The sequence below is a fragment of the Actinomadura sp. 3N407 genome (assembly GCF_052245875.1).
Classification (GTDB): Bacteria; Actinomycetota; Actinomycetes; order Streptosporangiales; family Streptosporangiaceae; genus Spirillospora.
Window position 1 is genome coordinate 97,371 of record NZ_JBQQBP010000003.1, and the last position, 18,090, is coordinate 115,460.

Below are 18,090 nucleotides of genomic sequence, written 5' to 3' on the forward strand. Positions count from 1 at the left end.
GACGACGACGAGGCGACGTCGACGCCCGCCGAGTGGTGGCACACCGCCGAGAAGCACCTGTCGGAGGCGCTGCGGCGCGTCTCCCCCGACGCCGTCGGCCCCCACCCCCACCAATCGATCGACGAGCTCCGCTCGGCCGGTTTAATCCGGGTGAATCGCGATCAAGGATCCGGCAGGATGGCGCGTTATGCGCGTCGAGGATTTGCTGACCGAGATCGAACCGCTGCCGTTCAAGGCCCGCTGCCGCCGGCTGGCGGACCTGCGCCGCCTCGCCGGCGATCCGGCCCTCGCGGCGCTGCTGGACGGCCTGGCGGGACGCGGCCACTACGAGCGGTCGCTGGCGCTGTTCGTCGCGGCGGCGGTCCGGGACGAGGCGTCGCTGGCGCACATGGTGAGCGCGACGCGGGACCCGGACGCCGAGCTGGCATGCCAGGCGATCCGGCTGGCGGTCCGGCACGGCGCCGGCCCGGAGCCGTTCGCCGCCGGGCTGGCGGACGCCCCCGCGGCGGTGCGCGCGGCGCTGTACGACGCCGTCCGCACGTGGCGGCGCGGTGACCTCGCCGAAGCGCTCATCGGACGGGTCGCGGAGCGGTGGGGCGAGCGGGAGGCGGCGACGCTGCTGCCCACCTGCGGCCCGGACGTCGTCGCGGAGCGGATCGACGCGCTCGGGCACGCCGTCGCGAACTGGACGTCGCTCGGCCGCTCCCACCCGGACGCCATGCTCGGCTACGCGGAGCGGAGCCTCGCCGAACTGCCCGAGGGGATGCGGGACTCCTGGTGGTTCCGGCACGCACCGGGTGTCGCGGCGGCGCTGCGCCACGACCCCGGCCGGGTCGTCGGCCTGCTGGAGCGCCACTGCGCGACCCGGTCGCTGCCGCACGCGCTGCATCCCGCCGTCGGGGCGCTGCTGGACGCCGAGCCGCGTCGCATGCTCCGCCTGCTGCTGTCCGAGCCGCACCGCGGTGACCTGCGGGTCCTGCTGTACCGCAGGTCCGTCCGGGACCGGCTGGCCCGGCTCGGCGACGCCGGCCTGGCCGAGGTCGCGCGCGCCGTCCGGGAGGACGAGGGCGCGCTGCGGCTCCTGCTGGGCGCCTTCCCGCCGAGCCGCCGGGAGGCGGTGTTCGAGGCGGCGATGGGCGGCGTCGACCGCGGCGCCGCCGAGCCCGGGGAGGAACTGCTGGAGGTGCTCCCCCGCGCGGTCCGGTTCCGGGAGGCACGGCGGATGATGGGCCTGCGCAAGGTCACCGAGACGCCGGCGCGGATGTGGGCCGTGGCGGCGTTCCTGCCCTACGAGGAGGCCCTGCCCGTCCTCGGCGAGGTGACCCGCAGGGCGGACGCCGACGAGCGCGGCGCCGGGTACGCGCTGCTCATCCGGTGCGCGGGACGGTCCGGCGACCCGGCGACGCTCGCCGCGGCGCTGGAGTCGCTCGGGCGGCTGCGCAACGAGCAGGACCCCGTCCGGTACCGTGCGCTGAACGCGCTGGCGTCCGTCCCGGAGGGGCTGCTTCGCGGGGAGCACGCGGCGGCGCTCGGGCGGCTAACGGACGACGCGCTGAACGCCCGCGACCTCTCCCACCTGACCCGCCACGAGCTCGGCCGGGTCGCCTCGGCGCTGTGCCGCCAGGGCGCGGTGCGCGACGACGCCGGGCTGATGGTGTCCGGTCTGGAGCTGGTCGAACGTCTCGTCGGCAGCACGGGGGCGTTCTTCTTCGGCGAGCTCGACCACGCGCTGCGGCGCGGGCAGGAGCACCGGCTGGCGGAGACGCTGGCGCCCCATCTGGAGGCGGGCGCGCGCCGCGACGACCACCGGCTCACGCTGCTGCTCGTCCAGGCGCTGCGCCGCCGCGCCCACCGCGTCCCGATCCTGCAGGACGCGCTGGAGGCGGCGCTCGACGCCCGCGACGACGGCGTGCTCACCCAGGCGATCACGCTATGGCTGGCCGCGCCCGGGACGCGCGCCGAACGGGCCGGGCGGGTCGTGGACCGGGACCCGTCGGCGGTCGCCGTCCCGGCGGTGCTCGCCGCCATCGCCCGTGAGCGCACCGACCTGCTCCACCTCGTCCTGGCCGAAGACACCCCGGCGGGACGGTTCCATCGCCCCGGCGTGACCTACGTGGCGCGCATCGAACCGGTCTGGATGCGCCGCTGGACGTCCCGGCAGCGCGACGGCTACCGCGCCCTCCTCGAACGGGTGGCGGCGGACGAGGAGGCACCCGCCACCGACCGGGCGGGCGCGGTCTCGGCCATGGCGCGGATCCCCGGCACGGACGCGGCGCGGCTCCGCCCCTACTTCGGCGCCGACGACCCCTACGTCCGGCGCGTCGCGCTGACCGCGCTCCCCTGGACCGCGTCCCCGCAGGACGTCCTGCCCGATCTGCTCGCCCACGCCGACTCCGACGACGCCCACGTCGCCGTCTACGCGGCGGCCCGCGCGGCCCGGTTCATCCCGCCGTCGGCGCTGTCGGCGATGCTCCGGCCGGTCCTGGCCGACGGCAAGATCACGGCGCAGAAGGAGGCCGTGCGGATCCTGCTCCACAACCGGGTACCGGACGCCCTCGACATCGTCGCGGCGGCCTGGGACGACCCGGGCCGGCACCGGGACGTGCGGGCCGCGATCGCCTCGGCCGTCCGCGACCACCTGGACGAGCCGGTAGCGCGGCGGATCCTGGCCGAGGCCGCCGAGGGCCCCCGCGACCTCGCCCGGCAGGTGCTCGGCACACCGCCCACCTATGTGGAGGAACGGTTCCGGGGCCGCTACGCCGCGCTGGTGCTGCGCGTGGCGCGCTCCGCCGACCCGGAGGCCCGCGAGGCGGCGCTGCCCGCCGTCGCGACCTGGGCGCCCTGGGCGCCGGACGCCCCCGCCGTACTGGCCGCCCTCGTCACCGACCTCGGCGAGACCCGCGCCTGGCGGGCCGCGCTGCACGCCCTCGTCCGGTGCGTCGCGGCCGGCATCGGCGCCGCCGAACTCGGCGCGGCCGCCGCCGAGCTGGCCGCCGCCCCCGCCGAACCGGACGCCGAAGCCGAACGCGACCTGCCCGCGTTCCAGCGGCTCACCGCGCTGACCTGGACCGTCCGGGACCTGGCCACCCGCCGGCGGACGCTCGGGGAGCGCGCCGTCCGCGCGGTGGACGGCCACCTGCCCGAGCCGCTCGCGAGCCGGCTGGCCGCCGCGACGCTCCGCTGGGACGACCCCGGTGCCGCAGACGCCATCGACGCGCTGGCCGGCCGGTGCGCGGGCCGCGGCGTCCTCGCCGTCCAGGACGTCGCGGAGGCCCTCGCAACCGGCTCGTCCCCCGTCTCCTCGCTCACCGGGCTCGGCCTGCCCGACCCCGCGGAGACGCATCCGCACGCGGCCCGGCTCGCGGCGCGCGGCGACCTCGCCGGCGGCCTGTTCGCCTGCGCGCTCACGCGGGCGCACGGCCCCCGCGCCGGCTGGTCCGGGGACTGGCGTGGCCTGCTGCGCGGCCTGCGCGCCCACACCGAACCCGATGTCGCGTTCACGGCCCGCAGGATCCACACCGCGGACGAATGACCGTCAGGAGGCGGACATGCGGTCGAGGGCGAAGCGGCGCTGGAAGGCGACGGCGGCCGCCATCAGCGCGGCGGGCACCACCGTGACGCCGATGAGGAGCGCCAGCAGCGCCGAGTCCGACTGCGCGACGCTGTGGCCCTCGGTCGTGGAGACGAAGCCGCCCGCGGCGAGGGTCGCCGAGTACACGTAGGGGCCGATGGCGGTGCCGGTCGCCTCGGTCGCCGTCCACACGCCCGTGTAGGCGCCGGCGCGGGCCGTCCCCCGCGATTCGGCGGCGGCCACGATGTCGGGGATCAGGGAGAAGGCGAAGAGCTGGAGCCCGGCGAACGCGGTGCCCAGCACGGCGATCACGGCGACGGTCAGCGCGACGCCGATCGCGTCACCGGCCCACAGGGCGAGGGAGCCGACGACGAAGACGGCCTGGCAGAACAGGAGCGAGCGCTGCTTGCCGGTCCGCTCCGACACCTTCTTCCAGATGGGCCCGGCGACCACGGCGGGGACGAGGAACGCGCCCATGAACACGGCCGTCAATCCCTCGTCGTCGAGCACGTACTCGGTGTAGAACGGCACCGCCGCCAGGAACAGGTGCGTGGTGGTGCCGGTGAACAGGTACGACAGCGTCAGGGCACGGAAGTCGCGGTCCCGCCAGGTGATCCGGAGGTCGTCGATGACGGAGTGCGAGTGCCCGCCGTCCGGGATCCGGAAACCGGAGCGTTCCGTCAGCCGCCGGATGAACACCAGCGCGAGGGCGCAGGTGACGACGAGGACGCCGGCGAGCATGACGGCCATCCGGGCGTAGTCGCCGCGCCCGCCGTCCGCCACCAGCGCCGGGGCCGCGACGCCCGCGCCGAGCAGGCCGACGGTCAGCAGCAGCATCCGGTACATGAACACGCGGGTGCGCTCGTGGTACCCGATCTGCAGGTCGGACGGCGTCGTCAGGTACGGCACCTGGAAACACGCGTACAGGACGTTCCCGGCGATGTAGAAGGCACCGACCCACAGCGCCGCCGACCAGCCGGAGACGCCGGACGGCACCGAGAACAGCCCGATCCAGGCGATGGCCAGCAGCAGCCCCCAGCGGAGCATGCCGCGCCGGTGCCCGGCACGGCGCGCCTGCCGGTCCGACACCGACCCGAACCACGGATGCACCACCGCGTCGAGGATCTTCGGGAGTAGCAGGGTCAGACCGGCCAGGAACGGGGACACGCCGAGCGTGTGGGTCATGAAGTAGAGCAGCAGCAGCCCGGGGACGGTGACCCACACGCCCATCCCGAGAGACCCGGCGGCGTAGCCGGTGAGGTCGCCCGCGCCGGGCCGGGCCGCGGTGTCCGCCCGCGTCGTCTCGGCGGTGCTCATGACCGGCCCGCGCGGCGGCGCACGACCCCGGCGGCGGTCTCGGCGCCCCTGAACGCACCGGAGCGGACGCGTCCGGCGAACGTCCGGGCGACGGTCCGGTCGGTCAGCGCCGGCAGATGCCTGACCTGGAAGAGTTCGACGGCTCCCCGGCGGGTCGTCGTCACGCCGCGGCGCGGGCGGCGGGCCGGGGCGGCGTGCAGCACCGCGTCCACTGCGCCGTCGAGGGGCTCGTGGCGGCTCACACCCTCAAGCGAGAGCGCAGCCGCGGCGGTCGAGTCATGAATCGGGCTCCGCACGGCCGAAGGCTACACGCACGTCACGCCGAAATGGAGGCCGGTCTCCATGCGGACCGCGTCCGCGTAGCCACGAACGCACGTTCGGCCGCGCCGTAGGCCGCGGCCAGGGGAAGCCGCATGACGGCCATCATGACCACACGTCCACACAGGCGGGCACCCGCCCGACCAGCGCCTACCGGACGGCCGGTGCCTGCGCGCCCGCGGAAAGATCCCCGTGTCCGAAGTGCGATCAACTTGGCGGCCGTCCGCCGCGTCACACTGGTGGAAACTCCTGAACGAGCCTTGAGGAGCGGTCTGTGACGCAGTGGCGGGTGTCGGGATTCGAGGAGGTCCGGGAACTCGGACGCGGCGGGCAGGGACGCGTCGTCCTCGCGCGGCACGCCGAACGCGGCACCCCCGTCGCGATCAAGTACCTTCCCGCCGGGGCCGACCCGGACGCCCGGGAGCGGTTCCGGCACGAGGCGCGGATGCTCGGCCAGGTCGACGACCCGCACGTGGCGCGGCTGTACCGGCTCGTCGAGCACGACGGGGAACTCGCCATCGTGATGGAGGCGGTGAACGGCGTCTCGTTCAAGGAGATCCTCGGCCGGTACGGAACCCTGGAACCGGAGGCGGCGCTCACCGTCCTGAAGGGCTCGCTTCTCGGCCTCGCCGCCGCCCACGCCGCGGGGGTCGTGCACCGGGACTACAAGCCCGCCAACGTGATCGTCCCCGCGGACGGGCGCAGCAAGCTCATCGACTTCGGCGTCGCGACCCCCGAGGGCACCGCGTCGGGCGCGGGCACGCCGCTCTACATGGCACCCGAGCAGTGGCGCGGCGAACCCGCCACGCCCGCCACCGACGTCTACGCCGCCACCTGCGTGTTCTTCGAATGCCTGGCGGGCCGCCGCCCGTACGGCGCCGGCGACCGCGCGTCGATCATGGCGGGCCACCTGTCCGGGGACGTCCCGGCGGACGAGGTCCCCGAGGCGCTGCGCCCGCTCATCACCGCCGGCATGGCGAAGGACCCGGCGACGCGCCCGCCGGGCGCTGCGGCGTTCGTCCAATGGCTGGACGAGCTGGCGCGCGCGGCCTACGGGACCGGCTGGGAGTCCAAGGGCGTGCGCGTCCTCGCCGGGAGCGCCGTCGCGCTCACCGCGCTGTTCCCGCTCGCCGCCGGCCTCGCCCCGGCGGGCGCGGCGGGCGCGGGCGCGGGGGCCGGCGCGGGATCGACGGGCCTGCTCGCCGCGGTCGGCACCAAGACGGCCGCCGTCGTCGCGGGCACCGCCGTCGTCGGTGCGACGGCCGGCGGCGTCAGCGCGTACCAGGCGTCCAGGCCCGAGCCGCCGCAGCACACGGCCGCGGTGCGGGCGACTCCGACCCCGTCCGGTGAACCGCTGGGCGTCGGGAAGATCACGGTCCGCGCCCCGGCCGCCTGGAAGACGCACCCGATGCGCAACCGGAACACCACCTCCCCGGGCAACTCGCCACCGCCCGACAGCTACTACGTGGCGACCGCGAAGAACTGCGACTACATGCAGGAGTGGGGCGGCCCCAATCCCAGCTCGTCCTCATGCCGGGGGTTCTTCGTGCTGGGCCCCAGCTTCTTCATCCGGCCCTCCGCGTACATCGCCGGCCCGTACAAGACCACCGACACCTACGGGGTGCTGTTCGGCCAGGACGAGGGAATGAGCTGCCCCCGGAACGACGAGCTGCGGGCCGTGGGTACCGCCCACGGCGCCACGCGGACGGCGGACCGGCTCGCCGCCATCGGCACGAAGAAGGCCGAGTACCGCGAGTGGCGCGTCCCCTGCTACACGCGTGACCCCGGGCCCGACGACCCGGACGGCTACGGCCCCACCCGCAGGACGCGCTCCTCCTACACCGAACGCCTCTGGTACCTGCCGCAGTCCAGGATCCTGATCGTGGACCTCTGGGACACCCCGAACCTCGAACGAATCCTGGCCACCGCCGAATGGACCTGACCCGATGACCGCACCAACCCCTGCCCCGGCCCCGCCGGTGATACCGGCCGGGCATGGTGCCGGGGCACCGGACGGCCCGCGCCGCCGGGCGCCGGAAGAGGCTGGCGTCGGGCACCGGGCAGGCGTGGCGGGGAGTTGTTCAGTCATCCGTGAGGCCCAGGGTTTCGGCCTCCTTCGTCAGGCGGTCGGCGGCGGCCGATGAGCCCGCCGCGTCCAGTTCGTGGGCCAGTTCCTCCAGTTCGCTGCCTCCGGCCATGAGGGCCGTCAGCTCCTCACGGGTGATCTCGTCCTTGGTGTGGTAGCCGAGGCTCTGCCCCCGGTTGAGGATCAGGAATCGGTCGCCGACCGGGTAGGCGTGGTGCGGGTTGTGGGTGATGAAGATGACCGCGAGGCCGCGTTCGCGTGCCTGGACGATGTAGCGCAGCACGACCCCGGCCTGTTTGACGCCGAGGGCGGCCGTGGGCTCGTCCAGGACGAGGGCCTTCGCGCCGAAGTAGACGGCGCGGGCGATGGCCACGCACTGCCGCTCGCCACCGGAGAGGGTGCCGATGGGCTGGTTGACGTCGCGCAGGTCGATGCCCATCGCGGCCATCTCGCCGTGGGTGGTGGACCGCATGGACTCGACGTCCATGCGGCCGAAGCCCTTGCGCTTCTCGGAGCCGAGGAAGAAGTTGCGCCAGACCGGCATGAGCGGGACGACCGCGAGGTCCTGGTAGACGGTCGCGATGCCGCGGTCGAGGGCGTCGCGGGGCGAGCTGAACGCGACCTGCTCGCCCTGCACCTCGTAGGTGCCCGTGTCATGGCGGTGCAGGCCGGCGACGACCTTGATGAGCGTGGACTTGCCCGCGCCGTTGTCGCCGAGGACGCATGTCACCTCCCCGGCGGACGTCTCCAGGCTCACGTCCCGCAGGGCGATGACGTTGCCGTAGTTCTTGCCGACGCCGCTCAGCCTGATCAGCGGCGCGTCCTTCGCGGTCATGACGCCCGCTCCACTCTGCGCCGGACGACCAGGTTCACCACGGTGGCGATGAGCAGCATCGCGCCGAGGAAGAACCGGAACCAGTCGGGGTTCCACTCCGCGTACACGATCCCCTTGTTCGTCATGCCGAAGATGAACGCGCCGATCGCCGCGCCGATCGCCGACCCGTACCCGCCGGTCAGCAGGCACCCTCCGATGACCGCGCAGATGATGTAGAGGAACTCGTTGCCGACGCCCTCCCCCGACTGGATGGTCGCGAACGCGAACACCAGGTGCATCCCGGAGAACCAGGCACAGAACGCCACGCCCATGAACAGGCCGATCTTGACGCGGGCGACCGGGACGCCGACCGCGCGGGCGCTGTCCGCCGAGCCGCCCACCGCGAAGATCCAGTTGCCGATGCGGGTGCGCAGCAGGATCCAGGTGGCGATCGCGACGAACAGCAGCCACCACAACACCGTGATCCTGATCCGGAAGCCGAGGATGCCGATGTCGGAGGCGAAGATCGCGCTGGCGGTGTCGAAGCCGTCCATGTCTCGGACGGAGTCGCTGGCGACATTGCCGGTGAGGGCCTTGGTCACGCCGAGGTTCAGGCCCGCCAGCATGAAGAACATGGCGAGGGTGATGATGAAGCTCGGCAGCTTCGTCCAGTTGTAGAGCAGCCCGTTGACCATGCCGAGCGCCAGCGTGAGGACGAGCGAGATCACCACGCCCGCCCACACGTTCAGCGTGAACTGGTAGGCGGTCAGCGCGGCGATCAGCGCCGAGGACGTCACCATCACCCCGGCGGACAGGTCGAACTCGCCGCCGATCATCAGCAGCGACACGCCGACCGCCATGATCCCGAACGTGGAGCTGGCGTACAGGACCGTCGAGAACGACCCGGCCCGCAGGAACGCGTCCGCGATGACCGAGAAGAACACGAACAGCGCCACCGCGCCGAGCAGCGCGCCGAGTTCCGGGCGGCCCAGCAGCCGCCGCAGCGGCGACTGCCGGGCCAGGCGTTCGTCGGCGCCCGGATCGGCCACCGGCGGCTCGGTGACCGCGTGGATCACCGGGTCCCCCGGTTGGCGAACTCCTCCAGCCCCGCGGCGTTGTCCTTGGTGACGATCGCCGGGCCGGTCAGCACGGGGCGCCCGCCGCCGAGGACGTTGCCGTTGTTCTTCAGCAGCCACAGGGCGTCGACGGCCTCGTAGCCCTGCAGGTACGGCTGCTGGTCGACGGCGAACTCGATCGCGCCAGACTTGAGCGAGGCGATGAGGTCCTTGTTCAGGTCGAACGTGCCGATCTTGGCTTCGCTGCCCGTCTCCTTGACCGAGTCGACGGCCGTCGCGGCGAACGGCGCGCCCAGCGTCAGGATCCCGTCGATGTTCTTGTCGGCCTGGAGCTTGGCCGTGACGGACGACTTGACGTCCGGCATGTTCGAGCCCTGGACGAACAGGTTCTCCAGGTCGCCGTCGAACGTCTTCCTCGCCCCGTCGCAGCGGGCCTCCAGGCCCACGTTGCCCTGCTCGTGGATCACGCACAGCGCCTTGGTGGCGCCGATCTCCCCGAGTTCGGTGCCGGCCGCCTCACCCGCGATCGACTCGTCCTGCCCGAAGTGCGCGATCGCGCCGAGCTCCGCCGACTCCCGCTGACCGGAGTTGATCGACACCACCGGGATCTTCGCCGCGGTGGCGCGGGCCAGGACGTCCTTCATCGCGTCGGGCTTGGCGAGGGTGACGATGATGCCGTCGACCTCCTGGTCGATCGCGGCCTGGACCAGCTGGGCCTGCTTGCCGCCGTCCGGGTCGGCCGAGTACAGGAACTCGACGTTGTCCTTGGCGGCGGCCGCCTTGGCCCCCTTCTGCACGATGTCCCAGAATGTGTCGCCCGGGGCGGAGTGCGTCACCATGGCGATCTCCAGCCGGGGGCCGGCGCCCTGGGTGTCCTCCTCGGACTCCTTGCCGCCCGAGCCGCTGCAGGCGCTCAGCGCCAGCATTCCCGCGGCGGCCAGGACCGCCAGGCTCTTGGACGATCCACGCGCGAAAACGCCTCTCATCGGATGTGTTCTCCGTTTCTCCCCGAATGGTCGGTCTGAGGAGTTGATCACAGATGGTGGCGGCGTGTGCGCCGATCCACCTCATAACGGGCGCGAGCCTCCCTCGTGGAGTCCAGTTCCGACACCTCGGCGACGGGGACGTCCCACCAGGCGTCGCTGCCCGGCGCCTGGACGAGCGGGTCGGTCTCCACGTGGACGACCGTCGTCCGCGACGCGGCGATCGCCTTGCGGAGCGCGTCACGAAGGTCGTCGGCGCCGTCCGCGCGGATCACGTCGGCGCCGAGACTGGCGGCGTTGGCGGCCAGGTCGACCGGGAGCGGCTCGCCATCGAGGCCCGTGGCGGTACGGGCGCGGTAACGGGTGCCGAACCGCTGCGCGCCGACCGATTCCGACAGGTTCCCGATCGAGGCGTAGCCGTGGTTTTGGACCAGGACGACGATCAGCTTGATCCCCTCGGCGACCGCCGTGGCCAACTCCTGCGCCATCATCAGGTACGAACCGTCCCCGACCAGGACGAACACCTCACGATCCGGCGCCGCCATCTTCACACCGAGACCGCCCGCGATCTCATACCCCATACAGGAATACCCGTACTCGACGTGGTAGCCCTTGGGGTCGCTCGCCCGCCACAACTTGTGCAGGTCCCCCGGCATCGACCCGGCAGCGCACACGACCACGTCCCGCGGACCGCTGACCTCGTTGACGGCGCCGATGACCTCGCACTGGGCAAGCGGCCGGGCGTCCTGCGGCGCATACGCCTGATCGACCTTGGCGTTCCAGTCGGCCATCAGAGCACGGGCCCGGTCCCGGTAGGCGGCCGAGACCCGGTAACCGCCCACAGCGGCGTGCAGGCCCCGGATGCCCTCCCGCGCATCGGCCACAACGCAAACGCCCGCGAGCTTGGCGGCATCGAACCCCGCCACATTGACATTGACGAACTTCACCCCCGGGGCACCGAACAAGCTGTGCGAAGCGGTGGTGAAATCGCTGTACCGAGTCCCGATCCCCACGACGACGTCGGCGTCGCGGGCCAGCGCGTTCGCCGCCGTCGTACCCGTCGCGCCGATCGCGCCCACCGCACACGCGTGATCCCACGGCAGCGCACCCTTACCCGCCTGCGTCTCGGCCACCGGAATACCGGTGCCCTCGGCCAAGACACGCAGATCCTCGCCGGCCCGGGCGTAGACCACCCCGCCGCCCGCCACGATCAGCGGACGCTCAGCAGCCCGCAACACCGCCGACGCCTCCTGCAGCGCAGCCGGCTCGGGCACCGGACGCGCAATCCGCCACACCCGCCGCGCGAACAACTCCTCCGGCCAGTCATAGGCCTCGGCCTGCACATCCTGCGGCAGCGCCAACGTCACCGCACCCGTCTCAGCCGGATCGGTCAGCACCCGCATCGCCGCCAACAACGCACCGGGCAACTGCTCAGCACGGTTGACACGATCCCAATACCTCGACACCGGCTTGAAGCAGTCGTTGACCGACACGTCATAGGACCGGGCATCCTCCAACTCCTGCAACACCGGATTGGCCGCACGCGTGGCGAACACATCCCCCGGCAGAAGCAGAACCGGCAACCGGTTGATCGTCGCCAGCGCCGCCCCCGTCACCATGTTGGTCGCCCCCGGCCCGATCGACGACGTACACGCCAACGTCGCCAGCCGATCACTCATCCGCGCAAACCCCGCAGCGGCATGCACCATCGCCTGCTCATTACGCGCCATGTAGTACGGCAGATCCCCGGCGCGCTCCAGCAACGCCTGACCGACACCGGCGACATTGCCATGCCCGAAGATCCCCAAACACCCCGCGAAGAACCGCCGCCGCTCCCCGTCCCGCTCGCTGTACTGAACCCCCAGGAAACGCACCAACGCCTGCCCCACCGTGAGCCTCATGATCGTCCCTCCGGGGAGGTCAGCGGCAGCCGCGGGTCGATGGGCTGTCCCGCCCAGGTGTCGCGGATCCACGCGTGCGCGGGGTCGTCGCAGATCCGCCAGGCCCGCTCCGGCGACGGCCCGGCCATCACGTTCAGGTAGTACAGGTCATGCCCCGGCGGAGCCATCGACGGCCCGTGCCAGCCGTGCGGGATCAGGACGGCGTCGCCGCTGCGCACCTCCGCGAGCACGTCGATGGGGCGTCCCGGTGACCCGTAGACACGCTGGTAGGCCATGCCGTCCCGGGCGACCTCGAAGTAGTAGATCTCCTCCAGGACGGCCTCGTCCGGCGTGTCCTCGTCGTGCTTGTGCGGCGGGAACGACGACCAGCAGCCTCCCGGCGTCAGCACCTCGCACGCGATCAGCTTCTCGGCGAACGGGAAGCCCTCCGGCGTGCCGAAGTTGTTGACCTGGCGGCTCGCCGATCCCGCGCCGCGCAGTTCGACGGGGACGTCTCCGGCGGGGCCGTAGCGGGGCGCGAGCCGGGCCTCGCAACGGGCCCCGGCCAGCGCGAACCGGCCGCGCCCGCGCACCGTGACCCGCGCGTCCCGCGGCACGTAGGCGAAGTCGCTGACCCGGCTGAAGACGTCGTCGCGGCCGTCCAGGCCGAAGCTTTCGCCGTCGCACTCGACGACGCACGACCCGGCGAGCGGCAGCACGATCGTCTCGAAGTCGCCGGTCTGGAACTCGTGGGAGCCGCCGTCCGGCAGTTCGAGGACGCGCAGCGCCGAGTGGATCCATCCGGCCGACTCGGGGGTCACGACGAGCCCGTACGGCTCCTCGGCGGCCGTTCCCGCGGGCAGGTGGTGCTTCATCGCCGCTCCTTCAGCAGTTCTTCGACTTCGTCCGATGCGGGCATCGCGGCGGAGCAGGCGATGCGGGACGCGACGATCGCGCCTGCGGCGCCCGCGAACTCGATCAGCCGCCGCAGGTCCCATCCCGCAAGGAGGCCGTGGCAGATCGCGCCGCCGAACGCGTCGCCCGCGCCGAGCCCGTTCACGACGTCGACCTTGACCGGCGGTATCTCCACCACCTCGCGTGCCGTGGCGGCGAGGACGCCCTCCGGCCCCATCTTCACGATGGCGAGTTCCGGGCCGCGGTCGAGGATCGCGCGGGCGGCGGCGCGCGGTTCGCGCTCTCCCACTGCGACCGCGCACTCGTCCAGGTTCCCGACCGCGACCGAGGCGTGTTGCAGGGCGAGCCCTGCCCAGTGCGGTGCCTCAGTGGGGTCGGCCCAGAGCATCGGCCTGTAATCGAGGTCGATGACGGTCTGTCCGGGATGTTCGGCGAGCGCGGTCAGTGTCGCTTCGCGGCTGGGCTCCTGCGACAGACCGGTGACGGTTGCCCATACGATGCGGGCTTCACGGATCGCCCCAAGGTCCAGTTCGTCAGAGTGGATTTCCAGGTCCGGGGCCTTGGGATAGCGGTAGAAGTACAGCGGGAAGTCGTCCGGGGGAAAGATCTCGCAGAACGCGAGCGGGGTCGGCAGCCCAGGGACGGCGGTGACGAACCGGTCGTCGACGCCGTACCCCTTGAGGGCCTTGTGGACGAACCGTCCGAACGGGTCGTCCCCGGTGCGGGTGACGACGGCGGCGCGTCGGCCGTGCCTCGCCGCGGCCACCGCGACGTTGGTGGGGCTGCCGCCGAGGTACTTCCCGAACGACTCGACGTCCTCCAGCGGCACGCCCACCTGGTCGGGGTAGACGTCGACGCTCACCCGTCCCATCGTGATGAGGTCGAAGGTCATCGGGCCGCTCCGGCGAGGAAGTCCAGGCTTCTGCGGACGTCGTCGAACGGTCCGCCGCCTTCTGCGGGCTCTTCGGTCAGGACGGTGTCCTGTTCCATCACGTACCAGCCTTCGTAACCGGCGCCCTCCAGAGTGCGGATGATGCCGTGGATGTCAATGTCGCCGTCCCCGAGTGGCCGGTACAGACCGTCGCGCACCGCGTCCGTGTAAGCGACCTCGCCGTTGAGCACCCGGTCGGCGAGTCCTACGTCCACGTCCTTCAGGTGGACGTGCGCGATCCGCTGTGCGGCGAAACGCGCCAGCCACACCGGGTCGGTGCCGCCGACGAGCAGGTGCCCGGTGTCCAGGCACAGCGGGACGCTGCTGCCGCCCAGCACCCGCTCGACCTCCGCGCGCGACTCCACGACCGTCCCGACATGGGGATGCAGGGTGACCGGGCGGCCGCGCGCGGCGGCGCGCAGGGCGATCGCGTCGAGATTGCCCAGCAGCGTCGACCAAGCCTTGGTGTCCAGGGCCGGCCGCCCGTCGTAGCCGTCGAGCCCGGTCGCGGCGGCCAGGATCAGGACGCCGTCGACGCGGTCCAGGGCGCGGTCGATCTCCGGCATCGGGTCGTGCGCCGGGTCGTGCAGGACGACCGGGACGAACGCCCCCACAAGACCCAGCCCGTGGGACGTCAGCAGCTCGTCCCTCGCGCGCGTGTCGCCGGGCAGGAAACCGTCCGGTCCCAGCTCTGTCGCCGCGAGGCCGAGAGCGCGCATCTCGGCGAGGACCCGTCCCGGCTCCATCTGGTGGCCCCACCCGGGGACCTCGCACACGCCCCAGGAGATCGGAGCGGCCGCGACCTTCATCGCCGCACCTCCTCGGTCCCGACGATCCGTCCCTCCCGCAGGGACAGCTCGCACGCCTCGGCGAGGTAGAACGCCTCCAGCGCCTCCTCGGGCGGGCAGGGGTTGCCGCGGCGGCCGGCCACCACGTCCACGAAGGCGCAGAGCTCGGCGTCGTAGGCGTCGGCGAACCGCTCCATGAAGCCGCCGTAGACGTGCCTGGGCTCCCCGCCCGGCCCGCCCCCCGGTCCGGCCTTCGGTTCTTCGTGCTCGGGCAGGTCGGTGACGGGCGTCCGGGCGTCCATGCCCGTGACGACGCTGTCCTTGGACCCGAACAGTTCCAGCCGCGAGTCGTATCCGGCGGCGTTGTAGCGGGTGGCCGACACGAGCCCGAGCGTCCCGTCGTCCAGGACGAGCAGGGCGGACCCGGTGTCGATGTCGCCGCACTCGCGGAAGAAGTCGTCGCCCCGGTTGGCCCCGGACGCCATGACGCGGACGACCTCGCGTCCGGTCACGAACCGGATGAGGTCGAGGTCGTGGATGACGCAGTCGCGGAACAGCCCGCCGGACGTCGGGACGTACTCGGCGGGCGGCGGCGCGGGGTCGAAGCTGCACGAGCGGACGGTGTGCAGCCAGCCGAGCCGTCCCGACGCCAGGGCCTCGCGCGCCGCCGCGTTGCCGGCGTCGAACCGGCGCTGGAACCCGACCTGCACCGGGATCCCGGAGGCGGCCGCGGCGGCCACTGTTTGGAACGTTCCATCAAGATCCGAGGCGAGCGGCTTCTCACAGAACACGGGAATCCGCGCGGCGACGGCCCGCTCCACCAGGTCCGCATGCGCGTCCGTGGCCGCCGCGACGATCAGCCCGTCCAGGCCGGAGGAGAACAGCTCCCCGACCGCGTCCAGCGCCGTGGCGCACGACGAGCCGGGCAGGCGGGCGGCGAGGTCGCGGGCCCGGCCCGGGTCCGCGTCGGCGACGCAGAGGCCCTTCACCTCGGGCAGTTCACACAGGGCGGCGGCGTGGCGCGCACCGATGCGCCCCGCGCCGGCCAGTCCGATCTTCATTGATCCCTCCCGGTCGGCGGTCAGGTGATTCACGAGTGTGATGGAGCGTTCCAGGAGCGTCAATGAACGGTTGTACGCGTTCCCGGTATTGGAGGTGTCCGAAATCAAAGCGGTTACTCTTGGGAGGTGAAGTGTAAGGGCTGTCGCCCGGGCGAGACCAAGCGCTAGTTTGTCCTCCATGCGGGTCCTCGTCACCGGCGCCTCCGGGTTCGTCGGTTCCTACACCGTGCGCGCCCTCCTCTCCGCCGGGCACCGGCCGCGCGCGCTGGTCCGCGACCCGGGGAAGACGACCAAGGTCCTCCAGGCGATCGGCGTCGCGGCCGAGGACGTGGAACTCGTCCCCGGCGACATGCTGGACGAGGACGCCGTGGCCGAGGCCCTCGACGGCACCGACGCCGCGATCCACGCCGCCGCCGCGATCGGCGTCACCGGCGCCGCGGGAGACCTGGTCGACGTCAACGTCCGGGGCACCCGCAACGTGATCGGCGGAGCCGTCGCCCACGGACTCGACCCGGTGATCCACGTGTCGACCATCGGGGTGTTCGTCCCGCCGTCCGCCCCGGTCATCACCGCCGACGGCACCCTCGCGAGCCCCCGCACCGGCTACGGCAGGTCCAAGCTGGCCGCCGAGGAGTACGTGCGCGGACTCCAGTCGGACGGCGCGCCGGTCACGATCGTCTACCCGGGCGGCGTGTGCGGCCCGAACCAGCCCACCCTGGACGCGCTGATGGAAGGGCTCGCCGCCGCGCTCGGCAAGATATGGCCACTTCCGGGCGGCGGCGTCTCCGTCGTCGACGTCCGCGACCTCGGCGAGGCGCTGGCACGTTCCGTCGAGGCCCGGCAGGGGCCGAGCCGCTGGGTGCTCGGCGGCCACTACCTGACCTGGCCGCAGTACGCGGACCTCTGCGACCGGCTCACCGGCGTGAAATGCCGCCGCGTGCCCGTCCCGAGCCGCCTCATGCTGGGCCTCGGCTCGGCGCTGGACGCGGCCAAGCGGGTCCGCCGCTTCGACTACCCGCTCACCCGCGACGCCGCCGAGTTCATGGTCACCCTCGTCCCCACCGACGACCGGCCCATCCTGGACGCGCTGGACCTCACCCTGCGCCCGGTCGAGGAAACCGTCGCCGACGGCCTCCGATGGCTGGCCGAGACCGGCCACCTGAAACCCCGCCGGGCCGGAAGGCTCGCCCCCAAGGAGCAGCAGCAGATGCCGACCCTCGTCCAGCGCACCTTCGGCCCGGTCTTCCAGCGGGTGTCCGGCGCCGGATGGTTCGCCAAGGTGGGCCCCAAGGTCGTCCCGCCCGTCGACCGGGCCCTGCACAAGGCCACCGGGGGCCGCCTCCTGCTCGGCCAGCTCCTCGTCCCGAGCCTCGTGCTGACCACGACCGGCGCCGTCAGCGGCCTCGCCCGCCGGACGCCGCTCGCGTGCCTGCCCGACGATGACGGCGGCTTCTTCGTCGTCGGCTCCAACTTCGGCCGCGAGAAACACCCCGCCTGGACCGGCAACCTCCTCAAGAACCCGAAGGCCGAGGTCAGCTTCCAGGGCCGTACCGTGCCCGTCACCGCCCACCTCCTGGACGGCGCCGAACGCACCGAGATCTGGCCCCGCCTGACCGCCGTCTGGCCCGTCTACGACCGCTACGTGGAACGCGCGGACCGCGAGCTGAGAATCTTCCACCTGACCCCGTCCGCCGCGTCGCACCGCGGCTGAGCTTTCAGCCTGCGCGACGCCCGTGCCGGGTCTCCCGGCACGGGCGTTCTTCTCCGCGTGATGTCTCAGCCGCCGCGGACGGTCTTGGAGAGGCGCCGGCCCAGGAGGAGATAGGTGATGACGACGCCGGTGACGTTGAGGATGACGTCGTCGATGTCGAAGGCGCGGCCCATGACGAGGGCGCCCTGAACCATCTCGATGGCGAAGGAGAACATCCCGGTCAGGAGAGCCAGGCGAATCGGGCCGCGGAGGGTCGTCCAGACGACGGGGAGCAGCACGCCCAGGGGCGCCAGGAGCGCGAGGTTGCCGCCGATCTGGAGGAACGCCTCCTTGGTGGGACGGTCCAGGTAGAAGCGGAGCGAGCGGCCCGGCTCGGTGTTCCCGCCTGCCTGGCCGTTGTCCTGGACGGGCGTCAACGTCATCCTGAAGGCGAAATAGAAGAAGACGCCGAGGGCGCCCAACGCGATGGTCACAACGACCACGCGCAGGACCATGACGTACCAGGGGGCCTTCTCGCCCGGCGCGGGCTGCCACATCTGCGTCAACACCCGGCGCATGGTCCCCGGCCCGTCATCGACCATGCGCAACCGGCGATACGACATGACCGAAACACGGGTTGACGTCGAAACGCCCGCGCCG

General features: G+C 72.6%; 14 protein-coding genes. 3 read left to right on the forward strand and 11 right to left on the reverse strand.

Annotation, left to right across the window (positions count from 1 at the left end; all coding sequences use genetic code 11):
- Window positions 1–187: 187 nt before the first annotated feature.
- Window positions 188–3,532: a hypothetical protein gene (locus tag ACTWPP_RS08230; RefSeq protein ID WP_443103514.1), complete on the forward strand. Its 3,345-nt coding sequence runs from the start codon at window positions 188–190 to the stop codon at window positions 3,530–3,532.
- Window positions 3,533–3,535: 3 nt separating this feature from the next.
- Here ACTWPP_RS08230 and ACTWPP_RS08235 read toward each other — a convergent pair whose 3' ends face one another.
- On the reverse strand, window positions 3,536–4,888 hold the full coding sequence (locus ACTWPP_RS08235; RefSeq protein ID WP_443103515.1) for an MFS transporter: 1,353 nt from the start codon (window positions 4,886–4,888) through the stop codon (window positions 3,536–3,538).
- On the reverse strand, window positions 4,885–5,184 hold the full coding sequence (locus ACTWPP_RS08240) for a hypothetical protein (protein ID WP_443103516.1): 300 nt from the start codon (window positions 5,182–5,184) through the stop codon (window positions 4,885–4,887). Before ACTWPP_RS08240 ends, ACTWPP_RS08235 begins: the two co-directional genes overlap by 4 nt.
- Window positions 5,185–5,480: 296 nt before the next feature.
- Here ACTWPP_RS08240 and ACTWPP_RS08245 point away from each other — a divergent pair, with 296 nt between their 5' ends.
- Complete coding sequence (locus ACTWPP_RS08245) at window positions 5,481–7,148, forward strand: serine/threonine-protein kinase (RefSeq protein WP_443103517.1); 1,668 nt, start codon at window positions 5,481–5,483, stop codon at window positions 7,146–7,148.
- Window positions 7,149–7,287: 139 nt separating this feature from the next.
- Here ACTWPP_RS08245 and ACTWPP_RS08250 read toward each other — a convergent pair whose 3' ends face one another.
- The 8 genes from ACTWPP_RS08250 to ACTWPP_RS08285 are packed head-to-tail and all read right to left on the reverse strand — an operon-like array spanning window position 7,288 to window position 15,740.
- On the reverse strand, window positions 7,288–8,127 hold the full coding sequence (locus tag ACTWPP_RS08250; protein WP_443103518.1) for an ATP-binding cassette domain-containing protein: 840 nt from the start codon (window positions 8,125–8,127) through the stop codon (window positions 7,288–7,290).
- On the reverse strand, window positions 8,124–9,182 hold the full coding sequence (locus ACTWPP_RS08255; RefSeq protein WP_443103519.1) for an ABC transporter permease: 1,059 nt from the start codon (window positions 9,180–9,182) through the stop codon (window positions 8,124–8,126). The genes ACTWPP_RS08250 and ACTWPP_RS08255 overlap by 4 nt, the downstream gene beginning before the upstream one ends.
- The gene (locus ACTWPP_RS08260; RefSeq protein WP_443103520.1) at window positions 9,179–10,168 is read right to left on the reverse strand and encodes a sugar ABC transporter substrate-binding protein; all 990 of its coding nucleotides are present in this window, start codon (window positions 10,166–10,168) and stop codon (window positions 9,179–9,181) included. Before ACTWPP_RS08260 ends, ACTWPP_RS08255 begins: the two co-directional genes overlap by 4 nt.
- Window positions 10,169–10,215: 47 nt before the next feature.
- Entirely contained in the window at window positions 10,216–12,066 is a 1,851-nt protein-coding gene (gene iolD, locus ACTWPP_RS08265) for a 3D-(3,5/4)-trihydroxycyclohexane-1,2-dione acylhydrolase (decyclizing) (RefSeq protein ID WP_443103521.1), read from the reverse strand.
- Window positions 12,063–12,920, reverse strand: a complete 858-nt coding sequence (iolB, locus tag ACTWPP_RS08270) for a 5-deoxy-glucuronate isomerase (protein ID WP_443103522.1) — start codon at window positions 12,918–12,920, stop codon at window positions 12,063–12,065. The genes iolD and iolB overlap by 4 nt, the downstream gene beginning before the upstream one ends.
- A complete protein-coding gene (gene iolC / locus ACTWPP_RS08275; RefSeq protein WP_443103523.1) occupies window positions 12,917–13,852 on the reverse strand; it encodes a 5-dehydro-2-deoxygluconokinase in 936 nt (311 codons plus the stop codon). Before iolC ends, iolB begins: the two co-directional genes overlap by 4 nt.
- Window positions 13,849–14,700 (reverse strand): TIM barrel protein, encoded by an 852-nt coding sequence (locus tag ACTWPP_RS08280; protein WP_443103524.1) that lies wholly within the window; start codon window positions 14,698–14,700, stop codon window positions 13,849–13,851. The genes iolC and ACTWPP_RS08280 overlap by 4 nt, the downstream gene beginning before the upstream one ends.
- Entirely contained in the window at window positions 14,697–15,740 is a 1,044-nt protein-coding gene (locus ACTWPP_RS08285; RefSeq protein ID WP_443103525.1) for a Gfo/Idh/MocA family protein, read from the reverse strand. Before ACTWPP_RS08285 ends, ACTWPP_RS08280 begins: the two co-directional genes overlap by 4 nt.
- 178 nt (window positions 15,741–15,918) lie before the next feature.
- On the opposite strand from ACTWPP_RS08285, the gene ACTWPP_RS08290 reads away from it, so the two are divergent.
- Window positions 15,919–17,451: a nitroreductase/quinone reductase family protein gene (locus ACTWPP_RS08290; RefSeq protein ID WP_443103526.1), complete on the forward strand. Its 1,533-nt coding sequence runs from the start codon at window positions 15,919–15,921 to the stop codon at window positions 17,449–17,451.
- A gap of 65 nt (window positions 17,452–17,516) precedes the next feature.
- Here the strand turns inward: ACTWPP_RS08290 and ACTWPP_RS08295 are convergent, their stop codons facing one another.
- Entirely contained in the window at window positions 17,517–17,999 is a 483-nt protein-coding gene (locus ACTWPP_RS08295; protein WP_443103527.1) for a VanZ family protein, read from the reverse strand.
- Window positions 18,000–18,090: the final 91 nt, after the last annotated feature.

Excerpts from the sequence above, each read along its gene's own strand:
- ACTWPP_RS08230 (WP_443103514.1), top strand. The coding sequence starts at position 188 with ATGCGCGTCGAGGATTTGCTGACCGAGATCGAACCGCTGCCGTTCAAG.
- ACTWPP_RS08260 (WP_443103520.1), bottom strand. The coding sequence starts at position 10,168 with ATGAGAGGCGTTTTCGCGCGTGGATCGTCCAAGAGCCTGGCGGTCCTG.
- ACTWPP_RS08250 (WP_443103518.1), bottom strand. The coding sequence starts at position 8,127 with ATGACCGCGAAGGACGCGCCGCTGATCAGGCTGAGCGGCGTCGGCAAG.
- ACTWPP_RS08285 (WP_443103525.1), bottom strand. The coding sequence starts at position 15,740 with ATGAAGATCGGACTGGCCGGCGCGGGGCGCATCGGTGCGCGCCACGCC.
- ACTWPP_RS08290 (WP_443103526.1), top strand. The coding sequence starts at position 15,919 with ATGCGGGTCCTCGTCACCGGCGCCTCCGGGTTCGTCGGTTCCTACACC.
- iolC (WP_443103523.1), bottom strand. The coding sequence starts at position 13,852 with ATGACCTTCGACCTCATCACGATGGGACGGGTGAGCGTCGACGTCTAC.
- ACTWPP_RS08235 (WP_443103515.1), bottom strand. The coding sequence starts at position 4,888 with ATGAGCACCGCCGAGACGACGCGGGCGGACACCGCGGCCCGGCCCGGC.
- iolD (WP_443103521.1), bottom strand. The coding sequence starts at position 12,066 with ATGAGGCTCACGGTGGGGCAGGCGTTGGTGCGTTTCCTGGGGGTTCAG.
- iolB (WP_443103522.1), bottom strand. The coding sequence starts at position 12,920 with ATGAAGCACCACCTGCCCGCGGGAACGGCCGCCGAGGAGCCGTACGGG.
- ACTWPP_RS08280 (WP_443103524.1), bottom strand. The coding sequence starts at position 14,700 with ATGAAGGTCGCGGCCGCTCCGATCTCCTGGGGCGTGTGCGAGGTCCCC.